The sequence below is a fragment of the Oceanicaulis sp. genome (assembly GCF_965284345.1).
In the GTDB taxonomy this organism is placed as follows: domain Bacteria; phylum Pseudomonadota; class Alphaproteobacteria; order Caulobacterales; family Maricaulaceae; genus Oceanicaulis; species Oceanicaulis alexandrii_A.
Genome location: NZ_OZ260073.1, coordinates 754,313 through 772,639, shown reverse-complemented (window position 1 = coordinate 772,639; position 18,327 = coordinate 754,313). Strand labels below are relative to the sequence as shown.

Genomic DNA, 18,327 nt, shown 5'->3' with positions numbered 1-18,327 from the left:
GCGGGCCTCCTGGGCGCCGTCCCGACCGCGATCAATGGGGCTGGGGCTTAGTATTGCGGGTCCGTATCCCAGGGCCAGCCAGCTGGATAATCAGCGGGAACCTGACCGGGGAAGTTCGGGGTACGCTTCTCCAGGAAGCTTGTCACGCCCTCAGCCGCATCTGGCGACATGCCGCGATGAAGGATGGCGCGGCTTTCCAGCCGGTGCGCCTCCATCGGGTGGCTGGCGCCCAGCATCCGCCAGAGCAAACGACGGTTCATGGCGACGGAGACCGGGGCTGTGTCCTTCACGAACAGGCGTGCTCGCTCCAGCGCACGCTCCAGAACCGCTTCAGGCGTGTCCTGCAGCTCGCTGACGAGACCGCGCGCCAGCGCTTCCTCAGCCAGGAAGGTGCGGCCCGACAGGCCCCAGTCGAGCGCCGCCTCGACGCCCACAAGACGGGGCAGGAACCAGCTGGCGCAGCCATCCCAGGCGATGCCGCGCTTGGTGAAGGGCAGGGCGAATTTCGCGCCCGCCAGCGCCACGCGCGCATCCATGGGCAGGATCATGGTGGCGCCGATGCCGACCGAGGCGCCGTTAATGGCGGCCACGACCGGTTTCTCGCTGTCAAAGATGCGCAGGTTCAACCGTCCGCCGAAATCACGCCATTGCGGGTCGGTGTCCACGAGCTCGCCTTCGGCCTGGGCGGTGGCGACGGCGTTGAAGGTTTCAGCGCCCAGCGACAGATCCGCCCCGGCGCAAAAGGCGCGGCCCTCGCCGGTGACGACCATGGCGCGTACGGCCGGATCGGCGTCCGAGCGGTCAAACGCGTCCGCCATCTCTTCGCCCATCACCGTGGTGAAGGCGTTCATGGCGTCTGGCCGGTGCAGGGTCAGAAGGCCGATGCCGTCCTGAACCTCATAGCGAATGGTGGAATAGCTCATATCACTCCCCGAAAGTCTGTTTTTCGGAGAGCTTAAGCGCTTAACGCCCGGTCGTCAGCTGCTGTGTCGCGCTTTAGACGTTGAATTTGAAGAGCATGACATCGCCATCCTGGACGACATACTCCTTGCCTTCCTGACGCAGCTTACCCGCTTCGCGCGCGCCGCTTTCGCCGCCATTGGAGACATAATCGTCATAGGCGGTGGTTTCGGCGCGAATGAAGCCGCGTTCAAAATCGCCATGGATGACGCCGGCGGCCTTGGGCGCGGTCCAGCCCTTGCGAATGGTCCAGGCGCGCGCCTCTTTCGGGCCGGCGGTGAAATAGGTCTGAAGATCCAAAAGCGTGTAGCCCACATGGATCAGACGATCGAGGCCGGGCTCTTCCAGGCCGATCTCGGCGAGGTATTCGGCGCGCTCTTCGTCTTCCAGCAGCGCCAGCTCGGATTCGATCTTGGCGGAGATCACGACGCAAGCTGCGCCGTCCTGGGCGGCGCGCTCCTCAACCGCCTTGGAGAACGCATTGCCGGTTCCCGCAGAGTCTTCGTCCACATTTGCGACGAACATGACCGGCTTTGAGGTCAGGAGCTGGAGCATTTTCCACTCCTTGGTCATGTCCTCGGGGACCTCTGCATTACGGGCCGGGCGGCCTTCCTGCAATTCGGCCAGCGCCAGATCCACCAGAGCGATGGTGGCTTTCGCGTCCTTATCGCCGGACTTGGCTTTTTTCTCGAGATTGGCGCGGCGCTTTTCGAGGCTATCCATGTCGGCGAGCATCAGCTCGGTCTCCACGGTCTCAAAATCCGCCAGCGGATCGATCTTGCCGGCCACATGGGTGATGTCGCCGTCTTCAAAACAGCGCAGCACGTACAAAATTGCATCGGTCTCGCGGATATTGGCGAGGAACTGGTTGCCGAGGCCCTCGCCCTGGGACGCGCCTTTCACCAGGCCTGCAATGTCGACGAAGTTCATCCGTGCGGGGATGACATTGGCGGAGCCGGCGATCTCGGCGAGCTTTTGCAGGCGAGGTTCGGGTACGGCCACTTCGCCCACATTGGGTTCAATGGTGCAGAAGGGATAGTTCGCCGCCTGGGCCGCAGCCGTCTGGGTCAGCGCGTTGAACAGGGTGGATTTGCCCACATTCGGCAGACCGACAATCCCGCATTTGAAACCCATGGCGCGCGCCCTCTTCAGCTCAGCGTGTGTAGCGACTTTGGCGGGCCGTATAGGCCGAACGCGCTAATGAGGGAAGGGGGGCGGGCAGAGAGGCGCCGTCAGGCGGCGTTCACCGCCTCCAGAAAACCGTCGATCCGGTCTGACAGATCATTGGCGTTGGTGCGCAGCTGACTGGCCATCTCTGCAATCTGGTTCGCGGCGGCGACTGCGTTTGCGGCGCCTTGCATCACTTGGACGCTGTCTTCATCCACAGCCTGGGTTTTCTGCGCGGCGGTCTGCGCGGTGCCTGAAATTTCAGCGACGGCGGCGGTCTGCTGTTCAACGGCGGAGGCGCTTTCTGCGGAGGCGGCGTCGATCTCGCTGATCTCCTCCACGATCGCAGCCGCTGTCTTGGACGCGTCCCGAACACTGGCTTCAAAGCGGGAGATCCGCTCACCGATGGTTTCGGTCAGCTTGGTGGTCTGGGTGGAGAGGGCTTTCACCTCGCTGGCGACCACTGCGAACCCTTTACCGGCTTCACCGGCGCGCGCGGCTTCGATTGTGGCGTTGAGCGCCAGAAGATTGGTTTGTTCGGCCACGGCGTTGATGCCGGAAATGATCTCGACCATGTCTGTCAGCGCCGAGGCCATCTCGGTCATGCTGGCCTGGCTCTCCTGGGTGCGCTCGGCGGTGCGGCGGGTCAGGTTTGAGACGCGTTCGGCGGAGCCGCGTACTTCGTTGATCGAGACATTGAGCTCTTCAGTGGCCGCCGCCATGGTCTGCACGCCATTGCTGGCCTCACGCGCGGCTTCATTCATGGAAGAGGAACGGGTCTTGCCGTCTTCAGCGGCGCTGCGTGAGGTTTCTGCGGCTTCGACCACTTGCTCTAACAGCGCCTCCACGGCGCGCAGGGTCTGGCCTGCACCGGTCTTGAACGTCTCGATCTCAGCCTGCAGCGCTTGGGCTTTTTGCGCTTCGCTCTCTTGTCGCGACAGTTCGCCCGCCTGGGCGGATTCTGCGGCATGCAGCTGTTCGGTCATGTGGTTGAGCGCCTTGGCGATCCGGCCAATCTCGTCAGCCCGGTTCTGAAAGGCGTTATCCGCGCTGCGATCGCCTTGCGCCACAGCATCCATGCGCTGGGCCAGGTCGAGCATCGGCTTGAACATGCGCTGGATGACAGGCCAGGCGAGCGTCGCCGTAATCGCGCCTGCGATTGCCGTGGCCATCAAAAACCCCAGCCAGCCTGCGCCAAAGGCGGCGTACAGCCCCGTTTTGAGCAAGACTCCGAAGGTCATCAGGCCGAGAAAAACGAGGATGAAACGAACGGAAAGCGGAAGGGAGGGCATGGCGCATCTCACAGTTTGACTGTGTGTTGCTGATGCCTCCTGTTCGGTTAATTCCCCCCTAACAAGTGTGGAGAAAGCCACACTTCTCAAGAGGAAATTGGCTGAATATTCGTATGCTTAGGCTGAGCGCACCGAGTGCAGGAACGTGTTGATCGTGGTCGACATGCTCGCGGCATGGCTCTCCAGCTCAGCGCAAAGGTTGGCGATCTGGTCGGCGTTGGCGACAGAGGCTTCTGCGCCTTGCATGACCGTGCTGGTTTCCTCGTCCACCAGGCCCGTGCGCTCTGCGGCGGTCTGGGCGGAGCGGCTGATTTCAGAGACGGCGGCGGTTTGTTGCTCGACAGCGGAGGCGCTTTCCGCTGAGGCCTGGTCAATTTGCGTCATGGCGTCCGCAACGCTTTGCGTCGCCTGACCGGCGTCCTGGACCAGGGATTTGAAGTTCACGATCCGGGCGTTGATGGTCTCGGTCAGCTTGGTGGTTTGCTCAGCCAGCGCTTTGACTTCGCTGGCCACCACCGCAAAACCCTTGCCGGCTTCACCGGCGCGTGCGGCCTCGATCGTGGCGTTCAGCGCCAGGAGGTTCGTCTGCTCGGCCACAGCATCGATGCCGGCGATGATTTCGGTCATGTCCGTCAGAGAGTCGCTGATGTCTTCCATCTTGGACCGGCTTTGCTGGGTCTGGTCTGCGGACGCGGATGTCAGCTCCGCCACGCGGGCCGCAGATCCGCGCAACTCGCCGATGGAGGCGTTGAGCTCCTCAGTTGAGGCGGCCATGGTCTGCACGCCCGCGCTCGCGGCTTGGGCCGCCTGGCTGACCTTGGACAGGCGGTCCCGGCTTTCGATGGAGGTCGCGCGCGTGGATTCAGCGGTTTGCTGAACGTCATGTGCGGCTTTGCTGACGGTGCTCAGGACCTGATTGGCCGTCTCTTCGAACTTGGCGATTTCGTCAGACAGGGTTTTCGCCCGGCGGGCTTCGACCGCCTGTTTATCCATTTCTTTGCGGCGCAATTCTTCAGCTTCGCTCAGTTTGGCGCAGAGGCCGCGAACGGCGTTGGCGATGCGGCCAATTTCATCCGTGCGCTCAAGGAACTGATGGGTCAGCGCGTACTGGCCCGCCGCGACTTCATCAATGGTGTGCGTCACCACATTGATCGGCGACAATGCGCGTCGGCTGACCCAGAAGCCGACGCCGCCGGCAATCGCGAGAGAAATGAGCGCCAGCAGGCCCGTGATCATGAGAACCGTATTGCGCGTGGCGATGATCGCCGCTTTCTCGACGCCCACATACAAGATGCCGATGGTCTCGCCCTCGGGATTGAAGACGGGTTGGTAGGCGGTGAAATAGTCCTTGCCCAAAATGGTCGCCTGGCCGCGGAAGCCGCGCCCGGCCATCATGGAATCGTAAACGGCGCCGGCGCCCAGCGGGGTGCCGACGGCCCGGTTTCCATCGGGTTTGACGATATTGGTGGTGCGCCGGAAGAAATCATTCTCGGCCTCCGACCAGATAAACAAGGTGGCGGTCTGGCCGGTCTGGCGGCCGACGGAGTCAATCATTTCGTGGGAGGTGAATTCAGGCAGGGCCGGCGCTTCAAGCCGCGTGATCTCGCCGTCAGAATTATATCGAATGTCCAGTTCCGGAAGGCGTGTGGTTTGCAACGTGGCGGCTGCGACCCGCAAATTCATTTCCTGCGCTTCGGAGGCGGAGCGTGAGATTGAATTGTTGATCACCCAGCCTGCAGACAGCGCCGTCAGCGCGATCCCCACCGCGACGAGCCCCAGAATGAGCGTGACGAGACGTGTAACCAGGGAACTGAACATATGAGTCTCTCTTGGTTGCCGGATGCCCTGTGAGGTGACGCACTTATGGCTAATAAAGTCTGAAGCACTGTTCCCCAGAGCCTGCCTGGATAGACATTGTGATCGGATTGACTGGCATTATTTCAGTCTTGCTCTTATATGCGGGCTTGTTTTGCTGTTCGTCGCCGGTCTTGACCCGGCGAGGGAGAGGGTGATGACCACGCTGATTTCCAACGCTCCGCGCCCTGGCGCGGGCGATATCCCCAATTCTGTTTCCGCTCCGGTGCTCGATACGGCGCGCGTTGACGCGCTGATGTCCGCGTACGGGCTGACAGGCGAATTCCTCAATCTGGGCGGCGAGCCCTCTGACCACCGCGTGGTCGCCGCCATGTCTGGCGGCGTGGACAGCTCGGTCGTGGCGGCCGTGCTGCATCGTGCGGGCTATCAGGTCGTGGGCATGACGCTGCAGCTTTATGATCATGGCGAAGCGGTCCACCGCAAAGGCGCGTGCTGCGCCGGTCAGGACATTCACGACGCGCGCCGCGTGGCCGAAGCCATGGGGTTCGCCCATTATGTGCTGGACTATGAAACCCGGTTTCGCGAAGCGGTGATCGAGGATTTCGCCGACACCTATCTGGCGGGCTTCACGCCCATCCCCTGCGTGCGGTGCAACCAGTCTGTGAAGTTCGCGGACCTGCTGGCGACGTCGCAGCAACTGGGCGCGGACTGTCTGGTTACGGGCCATTACATCCAGCGCACGATGAACGGCAACCGGCCCGAGCTCCGTCGCGCAGCCGATGCGGGCAAGGACCAGTCCTATTTCCTGTTCGCCACCACAGAAGAGCAACTTGATTATCTGCGCTTCCCGCTGGGGCATCTGAACAAGGACCAGACCCGAGAACTGGCCGCCGCGCTGGGCCTGATCGTGGCCGCCAAGCCCGACAGCCAGGATATCTGCTTTGTGCCCGATGGCGATTACGCCAGCGTGGTCGAGAAAGTGCGTCCCGGCGCCTCGCGTCCGGGCGAGATCGTGCATCTGGATGGCCGGGTGATGGGCCAGCATGAAGGCGTGTTGCGTTATACGGTCGGCCAGCGCCGCGGCCTTGGCATCGCCACCGGCGAGCCGCTGTATGTGGTGCGTCTGGATGCGGAGGCCGCGCAGGTCATCGTCGGCCCGCGCGAAGCCTTGCAAGTGCGCAAGATCACGCTGACGGATGTGAACTGGATCGGCGATGGCGATCTGAGCGAAGCAGACGGTCTGACCGTCGGCATCAAGGTGCGCTCCACCCGCCCCCCCAAACCGGCGGTTCTGGAAGTGGGACAAGACAGCGTCTTCGTCCTGCTGGACGCAGGTGAAGAAGGCGTCGCGCCGGGCCAGGCCTGTGTCTTTTATTCCCACCCCGATCATGACCGGGTGCTGGGCGGCGGCTGGATCCGGGCGACGGGTTAACCCGTCCCCGCCTTCCACCCCACAACCACGACCCAGTGCAGCGCCACGGCGGGCCATAGACTGCCCGACCTCAAAGTCAGCGCTGTGCAGATCAGGCCCAGCCCGGCGACCAGGATCAGAAAACCCGGCGTAAGGAAGATGGGCTGGCCTGTGGGCAAGCCGATCCAGACCTGAAGCGGATGCCAGAGCACGAACATCGCCACCGACAGCAGGCTGGTGACCCAGATTTGCCGCCATCCTTGAGGGCGCGGCAGAAGAATCCCACGGAATATGAACTCTTCACCCAGAGCGGGAATGAAGAAGGCGACGATCACTAATATGAGAAATTGGTCCGGATTGATCCGCACGCCTGGCGCGTTCAAAGAAAAATGAATGGGGCTGATAAACTGATGTATGATCAAGGCCAGACAGGCGAAAACGATTAATCCTGCAAGCATATCGGGCCCGTCGACCCATCTTGGGGGCCGTCTGAGCCGCCCTGCTGCGTATGCGAGCACTCTTGACGCGGTGCGAAACAAGGCCTTTCTCTCCCCCTAATGACCGGCCTGAGCCGGCCGAGATAAAACTATTAGGAGACGGACTATGAGTTCCGAAGATCCGATTGTCATCGTAGGTATGGCGCGCACCCCGATGGGCGGCCTTTTGGGTGAACTGGCGGGGATGTCCGCCAATGAGCTGGGCGCCGAAGCCGTCAAGGCCGCACTGGCCGAAGCCGGCGTGGCCGGCGACGATGTAGACCTGATTTACATGGGTAATGTGCTGAGCGCTGGCCAGGGTCAGGCCCCGGCGCGCCAGGCGGCCATCAAGGGAGGTCTGCCCAAATCGGTCGAGGCGACCACGCTGAACAAGATGTGCGGGTCTGGCATGCAGGCCGCCATCATGGGCCGCGCCTCCATCGCGTCGGGCGACGCCTCGGTGATCGTGGCGGGCGGTATGGAATCCATGACCAATGCGCCGCACCTGATGCCGAACCATCGCACCGGCTTCAAATACGGCCATGACGTGATCAAGGATCACATGGCCCAGGATGGTCTGGAAGACGCGTATGAAGGCAACGCCATGGGCGTGTTCGCCGACATGATTGCGCGTGAGCACCAGTTCACCCGCGAAGACCAGGACGCCTATGCGCTGGAAACCCTGGCCCGCGCCACGCGCGCGACCGAGAAAGGCGATTTCAAGCGTGAAATCACCCCGGTCACCATCAAGAGCCGCAAGGGCGACGTCACGGTTGAAACCGACGAGCTGCCCCGCAAGGCGCGCCCGGAAAAGATCCCCAGCCTGAAGCCTGCGTTCGGCAAGGACGGCACGGTGACGGCGGCGAACGCTTCGGCGATTTCTGACGGCGCGGCTGCGCTGGTGATGATGCGCCAGAGCGAAGCTGAGCGTCGCGGCCTGAAGCCGCTGGCGAAGATCGTCGCCACCGCGGCTCACGCCCATGAGCCGGCTTACTTCACCACCGCTCCGGTTCCGGCCATGCGCAAGGTTCTGGAGAAGGCGGGCTGGACCAAGGACGACGTGGATCTGTGGGAGATCAACGAAGCCTTCGCCGTGGTGCCGATGATCGCGATGAAAGAGCTGGGCCTCAGCCATGACGTGGTCAACGTCAATGGCGGCGCTTGCGCCCTGGGGCACCCGATCGGCGCGTCTGGCGCGCGGATCATGGTCACCTTGATCGCGGCGCTGGAAAGCCAGGGCAAGACCAAAGGCGTCGCCTCGCTGTGCATTGGCGGCGGCGAAGCGACGGCGGTCGCGATCGAACGCCTGAACTAATCGGTTTAAACGCCGTATGAAGAAGCCCCGGTCATCTGGCCGGGGCTTTTTTGTCTAGTCGAGCAAGAAGACGTCGTCATCGCCTTGAGGCGATGTCAGGTCCGGCAAGGGGTCGGGGGTGTTTTTCGGCAGACCCACCGTCATCAGAGCCGCCTGCCAGTTGAGACAAAACTGAGACAGCGCGCCGGCTTTCTGAGCCGCCTGCGCGAGTTGCTGGGCGGCGTTGGCGCCGTGGGAATGCGCGATCCAGGCGAGGGGCAGGCCATGCGGCGTATACGCCTTGAGGCCGCGCAAAAAACCCTCCCAATCCTGCTGGGGATCATAGCCGTCAAGCTTTCGAAAATCGAAGAGCGCGCCGCGGATATGCTCTTTCTCGACCCGTTTTTGCAGCTCTTGCAGATTGCCCATCGCGCCATGGACGGTCTCGATCCCGCCCACGGCGAGATACCAGATACGCGGGCGTTGGGAGATTAGCTGGCTTGCAAGATTCACACGCGTCATGTGGCTCAACCGTATTGCCGAAACGCCCCATGATTGCACGCGGTGTAACTTATGATTTCTAAATCAAGTGGCTGAGATCTCGAACACGCCTTGTGATGCGGCTTGGCGGGAGCGGGAATTGTCTTCAAATAGCGCCTGGTTTTCACCAGAAACAGAAGAATTATGACGCGCTGCAGCATGGCTTTGTCTGCCGCGCTTCGCTTGCCAAATCCGATTCTGAACGCTACCTCGCGGCCTGAAAAGCCTTGTATGGCTTGAAGAAACGTACGGACAAAGCATGTCGAACGGACAGACTCGTTTCCACGTTCCCACCCCGCCATATCGGCCGGGAGACGAACCCGACTTCGCTCACCTCGATCTTCAGAAAGCGGGCGAGGCGCCACGCCCTGATCCCGCCGCGTCCTGGCAAGAGACCCAAGACCTGGCCACAGGGCTTGTGGGCGTGCTGGATCATAACCATCAGGCCGTTGGCGCGTGGAACCCGGAGCTGAGCCCGGAAGTGCTGCGCGAAGGGCTGAGCCATATGGTGCTCACCCGGATCTATGACGAACGCATGCTCAAGCTGCAGCGTCAGGGCAAGATGAGCTTCTACATGAAGTCCACGGGCGAAGAGGCGGTCGCCGTCGCGGCGGCCATGGCTCTGAAGCCCACCGACATGGTGTTCCCCAGCTATCGCCAGCAGGGCATTCTGTTCGCGCGCGGCCGCAATATTGTCGACATGATGTGTCATTGCATCTCCAACAGCCGCGACAATCTCAAGGGCCGCCAGCTGCCGGTGCACTACACCTGGGCTGAGGGCAGCTTCTTCACCATCTCAGGCAATCTGGGCACCCAGTTCCCGCAAGCCGCCGGATACGCCATGGCCTGCGCCTATAAGGGCGAAGACCAGATTGCAGCGAGCTGGATCGGTGACGGCACCACGGCGGAAGGCGATTTCCACGCCGGTCTGACCCTGGCGTCCACCTATCGCGCGCCGGTCATCTTCAATGTCGTCAATAACCAGTGGGCCATCTCGTCCAACCAGAATATCGCCCGCGGTGATGCGCCGACTTTTGCGGCGAAGGGCTTGGGTTACGGGCTCGCCTCGATCCGGGCGGACGGCAATGACTTCCTGGCGGTCTACGCCGCCACCCAATGGGCCGCCGAGCGGGCGCGTCAGGGCAAGGGCGCGACGGTGCTGGAGCTGTTCACTTACCGCGCGGACGCGCACTCCACCTCGGACGACCCGACGAAATACCGTCCCAAAACCGAGTTTGACCGCTGGCCGCTGGGCGATCCCATCGAGCGCCTGAAACAGCATCTGATCGGCCGGGGCGAGTGGGACGAGACCCGTCAGGCCAAGCTCGAAGAGCAGATGACCGCGCTGGTGGTGAAATCCTACAAGGAAGCGGAAAGCCACGGCACGCTGCATGAAGGCCCGCTTTCGCCCACCGAAAGCATTTTCGAAGACGTCTACGCCAAGCCCGACTGGCGCCTGCGCCGTCAGCGCCAGGATCTGGGAGTTTAATCCATGCCAGCGATGAACATCATTCAGGCGCTGAACTCCGCCATGGACGTGCTCTTGGAGCGTGATCCGGACGTCGTGGTTTTTGGCGAGGATGCGGGCTATTTCGGCGGCGTCTTCAAAGCCACTGACAAGCTGCAAGACAAGTACGGTCTCGACCGGGTGTTTGACACCCCGATCAACGAGGCGGCCATCGCCGGCATGGCGGTCGGCATGGCGGCCAAGGGCCTCAAGCCCATCGCCGAGATCCAGTTCGCCGACTACATCTTCCCGGCGATCGACCAGATCATCTCCGAGATGAGCCGTATCCGCTATCGCTCGGCGGGCCAGTTCACCTCCGGCTGCGTGGTGCGCAGCCCGTGGGGCGGCGGCATTCGCGGCGGCCAGACTCACTCGATGAGCCCGGAAGCGTTCTTCACCCATGTTCCGGGGCTTCAGGTCGTGGTGCCGTCCAATCCCTATGACGCCAAGGGGCTGCTGATCGCGGCGCTGGAAAGCGGCGATCCGGTGATCTTCTTTGAGCCCAAGCGGATTTATAACGGCCCGTTTGACGGCGTGCCGGACACCCCGCTGAAATCCTGGGCCAAGCACGCCAAGGGCGAGGTGCCTGAAGGCCATTACACTGTCGAGCTGGGCAAGGCCGAAGTGGTGCGTGAAGGCGAAGCCTGCACCGTCATCGCCTATGGCACTCTGGTGCATGTGGCGCAGGCCGCAGCAGAAGCGGCGGGCATTGATGCAGAGATCATCGATCTCAAGACGCTCGTGCCTTATGATATCGAGACCATCGCCAAATCGGTGAACAAGACCGGACGGGTCGTCGTCGCGCAGGAAGCGCCGCGGACATCCGGTTTCGCCGCAGAGCTGGCCGCCCAGATCCAGGAAGAATGCTTCTATGCGCTGGAAGCGCCGATCTTCCGTCTGACCGGCTGGGACATTCCTTATCCGCACGCCCATGAATGGGCGTACTTCCCCACGCGCGACCGCTTTGCGCGCGCGATGAAGACCGTGACGGAGGCCTGAGCATGAGCGAATACAAGTACAAGCTCCCCGATGTGGGCGAAGGCGTCGTCGAGGCGGAAATCGTCGAATGGCACATCAAGGCTGGCGATAAAGTCACCGAGGACCAGCACATCCTGGATGTGATGACCGACAAGGCGACCGTCGAGATTCCCTGCGCGGTGAACGGCGTCGTCAAATCCATTGTCGGCGAGCCCGGTGAAGTGATCCCGGTCGGCACTGAAATCCTCATCATCGATGTGGACGGCGAAGTCCCAGACGATATCGACGCCGCGGCTGAGCCTGAGACCAAAGGGGCGAACCCTGCATCCTCCCCCGCGAGCGGGGGAGGTGTCAGCGAAGCTGACGGAGGGGGCGAGGCCAAACCCGCCCCGCAAGCCGAAGCCAAGCCTGAACCCAAGCCATCCACCCCCTCCGAGCCCTCCGGGCCCACCTCCCCCGCTCGCGGGGGAGGACAGGTGGCGAGCCGTCCGTCTGGCGACCGTCCTCTGGCCAGCCCGGCGGTGCGTCAGCGCGCGCTGGAGGCTGATATTGATCTCGCCGATGTGCTGGGCACCGGTCCGGCTTGCCGCATCACCCATACCGATCTTGATGATTTCATCGCCGCCGGAGGCCGCTTCGTCTCCAGGGCGGAACGGGTCGGCGCGTCGAAAGCGCGGCGCACCGGCAAGGAAGACATCAAGGTCATCGGCCTGCGCCGCAAGATCGCCGAGAACATGGCGCACGCCAAGCGCACCATTCCGCATATCACCTATGTGGACGAGATCGACCTGACCGCGCTCGAAGATCTGCGCGCGCACATGAATGCGAAAAAGTCAGACGATCAGACCAAGCTGACGATCATCCCCTTCCTGGTGATGGCGCTGACCAGATCCTTGCCGAAATTCCCGCAGGCGAACGCCCATTTCGACACCGATGGCTCGCTGCTGACCCAGCATGACGGCATCCATTGCGGCATCGCCGCCGCCACGCCCAACGGGTTGATGGTGCCGGTGGTCAAGCACGCCGAGAGCCTGGATATCTGGGAAGTCGCCGCCGAGGTGAAGCGCCTGGGCGACGCCGCCAAGGCTGGCAAGGCGACCAAGGACGAGCTGACGGGCTCCACCATCACCATCACCTCTCTGGGCGCCATTGGCGGCATTGTCACCACCCCGGTGATCAACCATCCCGAGACCGCCATTATCGGCGTGAACAAGATGCAGACCCTGCCGCGCTATGACGCGGAAGGCCGTGTGGTGCCTCGCAAGATCATGAACCTGTCCTCAAGCTTCGATCACCGCATCGTCGACGGCTATGAAGCCGCCCTTCTGGTGCAGGAGATGAAGGCGTATCTCGAAAACCCCGCCACGCTGTTCATGGATTAGGGCTTAGCCCCGTCAAACACACTCAAAGCCCGGCGCAAGCGCCGGGCTTTTTGTTTGCCGGTGACTTTGAGAGGTCGCATGGGCCTCCGGATCAAGTCCGAAGGCCGAGAGGCTTAAGCTCTTTCATCTCGGTCCTCGGGCTTGACCCGGGGACCCATGGAGCAGGGTAGCTGCAGCAATAGCCTCGACATAGGCGAGCGTCCCTCTCCCCTTTTTGAGGGGAGAGGACAGGTGAGGGGTGATCAGCGCCTGATCTTGCAAGCGCATTGCGCGCTGAAGCGCACCCCCTCACCCAACCTCTCCACCTTGTCCAAGGGGGAGAGGGGAAGTCCTCCCGCAACACCTTGAACTTCCCCTTGCCGTCCGCCCTCCACCCTCCTAATGTCACCAGTGGTGACATTAGGAGGGTTTGATGTCGATTTACGAAATGATCCGCGATCATATGGACAAGTCGGTGCCGTTCGCCACGGTGACGGGCGTCGAGCTGGTTGAGGTCTCGCCCGAGCGCGGCGTGGCGCGTCTCGCAAAACGGCCTGAGGTGGAGAACCATATCCAGACCCTGCATGCCGGCGCCATGTTCACCCTGGGCGAGGCGGCCTCTGGCGCGGCTTTGGGCGGCGTGCTGGGTGATCAGCTGATGGCGGCGCGGCCCGTGGCGGCGGACGCCAGCATCAAATACCTCAAAACCGGCAAGACCGATCTCACGGCCACAGCGGTCGCCAATTCGGACGCCGAAGCGATCCGCAAGCAATTGGAGGAAGTCGGCAAGGTGGTGTTCGACATCAACGTCGCCATCACCGACGCCGAGGATGTGACCGTCGCCGAATGGTGGTGAACTGGCACGTCAAGAAGACGGGCTGATGGCGGGCGCGCGCAAATACCATCATGGCGAGGTGCGCGAGACGGCGGTGAGCGCTGCGCTCGCGCTCATCGAAGCGGATGGGCCGGACGCTCTGACCATGCGGGCTTTGGCGAAGGCGGTGGGCGTCGATCACCGCGCGCTCTACCGCCATTACCCTGACCGCGACGCGGTGTTGGCGGAAGTCGCCGCCGAGGGGTATCGCCAGCTTCTCAGCGATCAGTCAGAGCGATGCGCCGGGTCTGATGCCCCGCTTCAGACCGCCTTTGAGGCGTATGTCCATTTCGCGCTCGACCGTCCGCATCTGCATGGGTTGATGCTGAGCCGGTCGCGTCAGGCGATGGACGCCCATGCGGCGCTGGGCGCGGCGGTGAAGGCGGAGCTTGATCAGCTGATGATCTGGTCGCGACAAGCGCTGGGCGTGGCGCTGGGCGAGCGGGAGACGGATGCGCGCGATCTCGCCTTCGCGGCGCTGGCGGCGGCCTATGGACTAGTAACGCTGGCGGCAAGCGCCTCGCTGATGCCGCGCAGCCCTGAGGGTTTGCGCGCCTTTGTATCCGATCAGGTCGCAGGGGTTCTGGAGGGCCAGCTCATGCGGATCAAGGCGCAGCCCGTCGCACGGTAACGCCTTACGCCGATTTCATCCAAAAAGCGGGCTCATCTGATAGGCTTTTTCCTCTAATGAGGATTGGGATGATAAAACACGCCGCATTCGCCGCCGGTTTGGCGCTTCTGACCGGAGCGCTGGCCAGCGCCCAGACGCCCGCCGAGACCTTTGAAAGCGGACTGGCTGACTATAGGCGCGCCCATCAGATCCCCAGCCTGTCTGTCTTGGTCTTGCGAGACGGAGAGCCCGAGGTCGAAGCCTATCTGGGCTGGTCCGATGACGAGGGCGAAGTCACGACCGACGCCGACACAGCCTATTTCGTCGCGTCCGTAACGAAAACCGTGAGCGGAACCACGCTGTTTCTCGCCGATCAGGCTGGAGAGATCGATCTTGACCGTCCCATGTCGGACGCAGAGGACTGGCGCGGCCTGTGTGAATGGTTTCCCGACTCCGATATTCCGCTGGCGGGCGGCGATGTGGGCGGGGTGATGTTCCCGGACTTCAGCTGTCAGGGGCAGACCTTGCGTCAGGTCGTGAACATGCAGGTCAATGGCGAACCGGGCGCCGACTTCTATTATAACGCGCTTGTCTTCGCGCGATTGGGCCGCTTCGTGGACGAGGTCCATGATCGGGATTTCAGGTCCCTGGTGCGCGCCTATGTGCTCGACCCGCTTGAGATGACCGACACCATGGCGGGCTGGCGCGATACCCAGAACTATCATGTGCTCCGTCATCTGGCGCCGCCCTTCCTGTTTGACGGCGAACGCCTGGTGAAACAGCCCTTTCCCGATGACGATTTTCGCGGTGCGGCGGGTCTGTATATGACGCCGCTCGATCTGGCGCGCTTTGACCGGGCGCTGGATGACGGCGCGCTTCTGACGCCCGAGCAGCGCGAAGCGCTGTGGACGCCGCCCAACAATGCCGACGGCACAGCATCCGAATACGCCCATGGCTGGTTCTTGCAGGCGTATGGCGGCGAGCGTCTGGTGTTTCATTCGGGCTGGCAGCCAGAGGCGTATTCCGCGATCTATCTGAAACTGCCGGACCGGGGTTTGACCTTGATCGCCTTCGCCAACACCGAAAGCCTGTGGTGGGGCAACCGCGCGGACCGGTCGGAAGTTGAACGCTCTGATCTGGTGCAGGCCTTCTTCTCCGCCTATGGCGTCGGCGAGGCGGCGCCCTGATCGGGAACGGTCGAGCCCGTCTTCGCGTTCATTCCTCAAGCGATTGGGGATGATGAGATGAAAGCTTTTGGCATATTTCTGGTGGGCGCTTTGCTCGCCATTGCAGGTTTGACCTGGGCGATGATCCAGCTGGGCATTCCCACAAGCTGGGTGGTGATCGTTGATCTGATCGTTTTCGGAATTTCCGTCGCCAGTGGTGCGGGGCTAATCAAACCCTGGGCGGACACGACCTCGGTCAATGTCCAGAAGGACTAATCTGTCCGGACCTTTTTGACGAAAAGGGCGGGTTTCAGCCTGCCCCTTTTTTGTTGCGCGCCAAGCGTCTAAACCTCACGCAAATCCAAACCGGACCCAGCAGGAGTTTTGCGCATGGCCCAGTCGAAAACATGTCAGGTTCTCGTCGTCGGCGGCGGTCCGGGCGGTTATCCCGCCGCCATTCGTGCGGGCCAGCTGGGCCTCGACACCATCATCGTGGACAAGCACGGCCTGGGCGGCACCTGCCTGAACCGGGGCTGCATCCCCTCCAAAGCCTTCATCCACGCCGCCTCCAAGTATGAGGAGATGGTCCATCACGCCGAGAAAGACGAGATGGGGCTGAAAGTCTCTGAGCCGACCCTGGACATGGCGGGCGTGACGGCGTGGAAGGACGGCATCGTCTCAAAGCTCACCAAAGGCGTCGGCCAGCTGATCAAAGCGGCCAAGGTCGAAGCGATTTCCGGCTGGGCGACGTTTCAGAACGCCAAGACCTGTCTCGTTGAGATGGAAGACGGTGAAACCATCGAGATCACGGCGGAGAACGTCATCCTCGCCACGGGCTCCAAAGAGACCGAGCTCCCCTTCATGACATTCGGCGGAAACGTCATCGGCTCGACCGAAGCGCTGGAGCTGACCGAACGGCCGGAAAAGCTGGTGGTCGTGGGCGGGGGCTATATCGGCCTCGAGCTCGGCATCGCCTTCCGTAAGATGGGCTCAGAGGTGGCGGTGGTAGAAGCCGCGGACACCATTCTGCCCAGCTATGACAAGGAGATGATCCGCCCGGTCCAGATGTGGCTGAAAAAGAACAAGGTCGCGCTGCATACCGGCTGCAAGGCCAAGGGCGCGGTCGAGGAGGGCGGTCAGACCTTCCTGGAGTTCGAGGACGCCAAGGGCGAGACCCAGCGCATCGAGGCGGACAAAATCCTCGTCGCGGTGGGCCGCAAGCCGGTGACCGAAGGCTGGGGCCTTGAAAACATGGGCGTCGACATGGACGGCCCGTTCGTGAAGGTCGACGCTCAGTGCCGCACCGCCATGCGCGGCGTCTACGCCATTGGCGATCTGGTGGGTGAGCCGCTGCTGGCGCACAAGGCCACCAAGCAGGGCGAGCTGGTCGCCGAGATCATCGCCGGCCACAAGCGCGCCTATGACCCTGTGTCGGTCGCTGCGGTCTGCTTCACCGAGCCGGAATTGGTCGGCGTCGGTCTGACGCCTGACGAGGCGAAAGCCAAGGGCGAGGCGGTGATCACCGGCAAATTCCCGCTGGCGGCCTCGGGCCGGGCGTTGACCATGGAAGGCGGCGCCGATGGCGGCTTCGTGCGCGTCACTGCGCGCGAGAGCGATCATGTGATCCTGGGCATTCACGCCGTCGGCAAGCATGTCTCTGAGTTGTCGGGCGAGTTCGCCCTGGCGCTGGAAATGGGCGCGACGCTGGAGGACGTGGCGGGCACCATTCACGTGCACCCGACCCTGACCGAAGGGTTCGCCGAAGGGGTGCTGACCGCGCTGGGTCACCCCATCCACATCTCGGCCTAGAAGAAACGTTATGTCATCGCTTTTCCCCGCCCGCCAAAGCGGGTAGGGGAGGATGATGACCGACGAACATACGACCTCCAACGCGCCTCACCCTCATGACCATGACGGCCACCATCATCATGGCCATGGGCACGGACATTCTCACGCGCATCCCGTGGATAGCCGTAACGAGACGCGGACGCTGATCGCCGCCGCGCTGACCGGGAGCTTCATGCTGGCCGAGGTCATCGGCGGCCTTCTGACCGGGTCTCTGGCCTTGCTGGCCGACGCGGCGCACATGCTGACGGACTTTGCGGCGCTGCTGCTGGCCTGGGGCGCGTTCCGCCTGTCGCGACGGCCGGCCACGTCAAAGCGCTCCTATGGCTATGATCGGATCCAGATCCTGGCGGCGTTCGCCAACGGGGTGACGCTTTCGATCCTGGTGGTCTGGATCGCGTGCGAAGCGGTGATGCGCCTGTTTGAGCCCAACGAGATCGAGGCGACCGGCATGGCGGTGATCGCGGTGCTGGGGCTGCTGATCAATATCGCCGCCTTTGCGGTCCTGCATGGCGCAGATACCAGTAATCTCAATATACGCGGCGCACTGGCCCATGTGATGGGCGATCTTTTGGGGTCGGTCGCAGCGATCATCGCAGCCGGCGTGATCTGGTGGACCGGCTGGACGCCCATTGATCCGCTGTTGTCGCTCTTGATTGCGGGGCTGATCGGCGTCTCCGCCTGGCGCCTGGTCCGCGATGCCGGTCGGGTTCTTCTGGAAGCCGCGCCGGATCATATCGACCCTGAAGCGCTACGGGCTGACCTGGTGGCGTCGACGCCGGGCGTGCTCGATATCCATCATGTTCATGTCTGGTCGCTGACGCCAGACCGGCCCATGGCCACACTTCACGCGCGAGTTGAGACGGATGCAGATGTCGCCCAGATCGTGCGTCGACTTAAGGCCCGCCTGGCGGAACAGTACAAACTGACCCATGCCACGATTGAAGTTGAGACGGGGGCTTGTGCGGACCAGACGCCCGAGGCGCGCAATTTTACCGATTGTTAGTCATACCCCTTAAACGAAGATTCAG

At 62.6% G+C, this 18,327-nt stretch carries 17 protein-coding genes; 11 read left to right on the top strand and 6 right to left on the bottom strand.

Features of this window, described 5'->3' with window-relative positions:
- Positions 1-47 precede the first annotated feature (47 nt).
- From ACQ66J_RS03875 to ACQ66J_RS03860, 4 genes are all read right to left on the bottom strand, one after another.
- Positions 48-923, bottom strand: a complete 876-nt coding sequence (locus tag ACQ66J_RS03875) for an enoyl-CoA hydratase-related protein (protein ID WP_430430563.1) — start codon at positions 921-923, stop codon at positions 48-50.
- 73 nt (positions 924-996) lie between these two features.
- Positions 997-2,094, bottom strand: coding sequence for a redox-regulated ATPase YchF (gene ychF, locus ACQ66J_RS03870; protein ID WP_430430562.1), 1,098 nt, complete (start codon positions 2,092-2,094; stop codon positions 997-999).
- 98 nt (positions 2,095-2,192) lie between these two features.
- Positions 2,193-3,419 carry a methyl-accepting chemotaxis protein gene (locus ACQ66J_RS03865; RefSeq protein WP_430430561.1) on the bottom strand — a complete coding sequence of 409 codons (1,227 nt, stop codon included), beginning with the start codon at positions 3,417-3,419 and terminating at the stop codon, positions 2,193-2,195.
- A 117-nt stretch (positions 3,420-3,536) separates the two neighbouring features.
- On the bottom strand, positions 3,537-5,237 hold the full coding sequence (locus ACQ66J_RS03860) for a methyl-accepting chemotaxis protein (protein WP_430430560.1): 1,701 nt from the start codon (positions 5,235-5,237) through the stop codon (positions 3,537-3,539).
- 292 nt (positions 5,238-5,529) lie between these two features.
- Between ACQ66J_RS03860 and mnmA the strand changes: the two genes are divergently transcribed.
- A complete protein-coding gene (mnmA, locus tag ACQ66J_RS03855; protein WP_430432224.1) occupies positions 5,530-6,666 on the top strand; it encodes a tRNA 2-thiouridine(34) synthase MnmA in 1,137 nt (378 codons plus the stop codon).
- Here mnmA and ACQ66J_RS03850 read toward each other — a convergent pair.
- Positions 6,663-7,103, bottom strand: a complete 441-nt coding sequence (locus tag ACQ66J_RS03850) for a CPBP family glutamic-type intramembrane protease (protein ID WP_430430559.1) — start codon at positions 7,101-7,103, stop codon at positions 6,663-6,665. The genes mnmA and ACQ66J_RS03850 overlap by 4 nt on opposite strands.
- Before the next feature lie 145 nt (positions 7,104-7,248).
- Between ACQ66J_RS03850 and ACQ66J_RS03845 the strand changes: the two genes are divergently transcribed.
- Positions 7,249-8,436, top strand: a complete 1,188-nt coding sequence (locus ACQ66J_RS03845) for a thiolase family protein (RefSeq protein ID WP_430430558.1) — start codon at positions 7,249-7,251, stop codon at positions 8,434-8,436.
- 54 nt (positions 8,437-8,490) lie between these two features.
- Here ACQ66J_RS03845 and ACQ66J_RS03840 read toward each other — a convergent pair whose 3' ends face one another.
- Positions 8,491-8,937: a hypothetical protein gene (locus tag ACQ66J_RS03840; RefSeq protein WP_430430557.1), complete on the bottom strand. Its 447-nt coding sequence runs from the start codon at positions 8,935-8,937 to the stop codon at positions 8,491-8,493.
- A 277-nt stretch (positions 8,938-9,214) separates the two neighbouring features.
- Here ACQ66J_RS03840 and ACQ66J_RS03835 point away from each other — a divergent pair, with 277 nt between their 5' ends.
- The 9 genes from ACQ66J_RS03835 to ACQ66J_RS03795 all read left to right on the top strand — a co-directional run bounded on the left by ACQ66J_RS03835 (position 9,215) and on the right by ACQ66J_RS03795 (position 18,302).
- Entirely contained in the window at positions 9,215-10,444 is a 1,230-nt protein-coding gene (locus ACQ66J_RS03835) for a thiamine pyrophosphate-dependent enzyme (protein WP_430430556.1), read from the top strand.
- Between the two features lie 3 nt (positions 10,445-10,447).
- Positions 10,448-11,461 carry an alpha-ketoacid dehydrogenase subunit beta gene (locus tag ACQ66J_RS03830; protein ID WP_430430555.1) on the top strand — a complete coding sequence of 338 codons (1,014 nt, stop codon included), beginning with the start codon at positions 10,448-10,450 and terminating at the stop codon, positions 11,459-11,461.
- 2 nt (positions 11,462-11,463) lie between these two features.
- Positions 11,464-12,822: a dihydrolipoamide acetyltransferase family protein gene (locus tag ACQ66J_RS03825; protein WP_430430554.1), complete on the top strand. Its 1,359-nt coding sequence runs from the start codon at positions 11,464-11,466 to the stop codon at positions 12,820-12,822.
- Positions 12,823-13,234: 412 nt separating this feature from the next.
- Positions 13,235-13,657: a DUF4442 domain-containing protein gene (locus ACQ66J_RS03820; RefSeq protein ID WP_430430553.1), complete on the top strand. Its 423-nt coding sequence runs from the start codon at positions 13,235-13,237 to the stop codon at positions 13,655-13,657.
- A gap of 25 nt (positions 13,658-13,682) precedes the next feature.
- Positions 13,683-14,306 carry a TetR/AcrR family transcriptional regulator gene (locus ACQ66J_RS03815; protein WP_430430552.1) on the top strand — a complete coding sequence of 208 codons (624 nt, stop codon included), beginning with the start codon at positions 13,683-13,685 and terminating at the stop codon, positions 14,304-14,306.
- Positions 14,307-14,374: 68 nt separating this feature from the next.
- Positions 14,375-15,472, top strand: coding sequence for a serine hydrolase domain-containing protein (locus ACQ66J_RS03810; RefSeq protein WP_430430551.1), 1,098 nt, complete (start codon positions 14,375-14,377; stop codon positions 15,470-15,472).
- A 57-nt stretch (positions 15,473-15,529) separates the two neighbouring features.
- The gene (locus tag ACQ66J_RS03805) at positions 15,530-15,727 is read left to right on the top strand and encodes a hypothetical protein (protein ID WP_375548405.1); all 198 of its coding nucleotides are present in this window, start codon (positions 15,530-15,532) and stop codon (positions 15,725-15,727) included.
- A 114-nt stretch (positions 15,728-15,841) separates the two neighbouring features.
- Positions 15,842-17,260: a dihydrolipoyl dehydrogenase gene (gene lpdA / locus ACQ66J_RS03800; RefSeq protein WP_430430550.1), complete on the top strand. Its 1,419-nt coding sequence runs from the start codon at positions 15,842-15,844 to the stop codon at positions 17,258-17,260.
- Positions 17,261-17,315: 55 nt separating this feature from the next.
- A complete protein-coding gene (locus ACQ66J_RS03795) occupies positions 17,316-18,302 on the top strand; it encodes a cation diffusion facilitator family transporter (protein WP_430430549.1) in 987 nt (328 codons plus the stop codon).
- Positions 18,303-18,327: the final 25 nt, after the last annotated feature.

Excerpts from the sequence above, each read along its gene's own strand:
- ACQ66J_RS03875 (WP_430430563.1), bottom strand. The coding sequence starts at position 923 with ATGAGCTATTCCACCATTCGCTATGAGGTTCAGGACGGCATCGGCCTT.
- ychF (WP_430430562.1), bottom strand. The coding sequence starts at position 2,094 with ATGGGTTTCAAATGCGGGATTGTCGGTCTGCCGAATGTGGGCAAATCC.
- ACQ66J_RS03865 (WP_430430561.1), bottom strand. The coding sequence starts at position 3,419 with ATGCCCTCCCTTCCGCTTTCCGTTCGTTTCATCCTCGTTTTTCTCGGC.
- ACQ66J_RS03860 (WP_430430560.1), bottom strand. The coding sequence starts at position 5,237 with ATGTTCAGTTCCCTGGTTACACGTCTCGTCACGCTCATTCTGGGGCTC.
- mnmA (WP_430432224.1), top strand. The coding sequence starts at position 5,530 with ATGTCCGCGTACGGGCTGACAGGCGAATTCCTCAATCTGGGCGGCGAG.
- ACQ66J_RS03850 (WP_430430559.1), bottom strand. The coding sequence starts at position 7,103 with ATGCTTGCAGGATTAATCGTTTTCGCCTGTCTGGCCTTGATCATACAT.
- ACQ66J_RS03845 (WP_430430558.1), top strand. The coding sequence starts at position 7,249 with ATGAGTTCCGAAGATCCGATTGTCATCGTAGGTATGGCGCGCACCCCG.
- ACQ66J_RS03840 (WP_430430557.1), bottom strand. The coding sequence starts at position 8,937 with ATGACGCGTGTGAATCTTGCAAGCCAGCTAATCTCCCAACGCCCGCGT.
- ACQ66J_RS03835 (WP_430430556.1), top strand. The coding sequence starts at position 9,215 with ATGTCGAACGGACAGACTCGTTTCCACGTTCCCACCCCGCCATATCGG.
- ACQ66J_RS03830 (WP_430430555.1), top strand. The coding sequence starts at position 10,448 with ATGCCAGCGATGAACATCATTCAGGCGCTGAACTCCGCCATGGACGTG.
- ACQ66J_RS03825 (WP_430430554.1), top strand. The coding sequence starts at position 11,464 with ATGAGCGAATACAAGTACAAGCTCCCCGATGTGGGCGAAGGCGTCGTC.
- ACQ66J_RS03820 (WP_430430553.1), top strand. The coding sequence starts at position 13,235 with ATGTCGATTTACGAAATGATCCGCGATCATATGGACAAGTCGGTGCCG.
- ACQ66J_RS03815 (WP_430430552.1), top strand. The coding sequence starts at position 13,683 with ATGGCGGGCGCGCGCAAATACCATCATGGCGAGGTGCGCGAGACGGCG.
- ACQ66J_RS03810 (WP_430430551.1), top strand. The coding sequence starts at position 14,375 with ATGATAAAACACGCCGCATTCGCCGCCGGTTTGGCGCTTCTGACCGGA.
- ACQ66J_RS03805 (WP_375548405.1), top strand. The coding sequence starts at position 15,530 with ATGAAAGCTTTTGGCATATTTCTGGTGGGCGCTTTGCTCGCCATTGCA.
- lpdA (WP_430430550.1), top strand. The coding sequence starts at position 15,842 with ATGGCCCAGTCGAAAACATGTCAGGTTCTCGTCGTCGGCGGCGGTCCG.
- ACQ66J_RS03795 (WP_430430549.1), top strand. The coding sequence starts at position 17,316 with ATGACCGACGAACATACGACCTCCAACGCGCCTCACCCTCATGACCAT.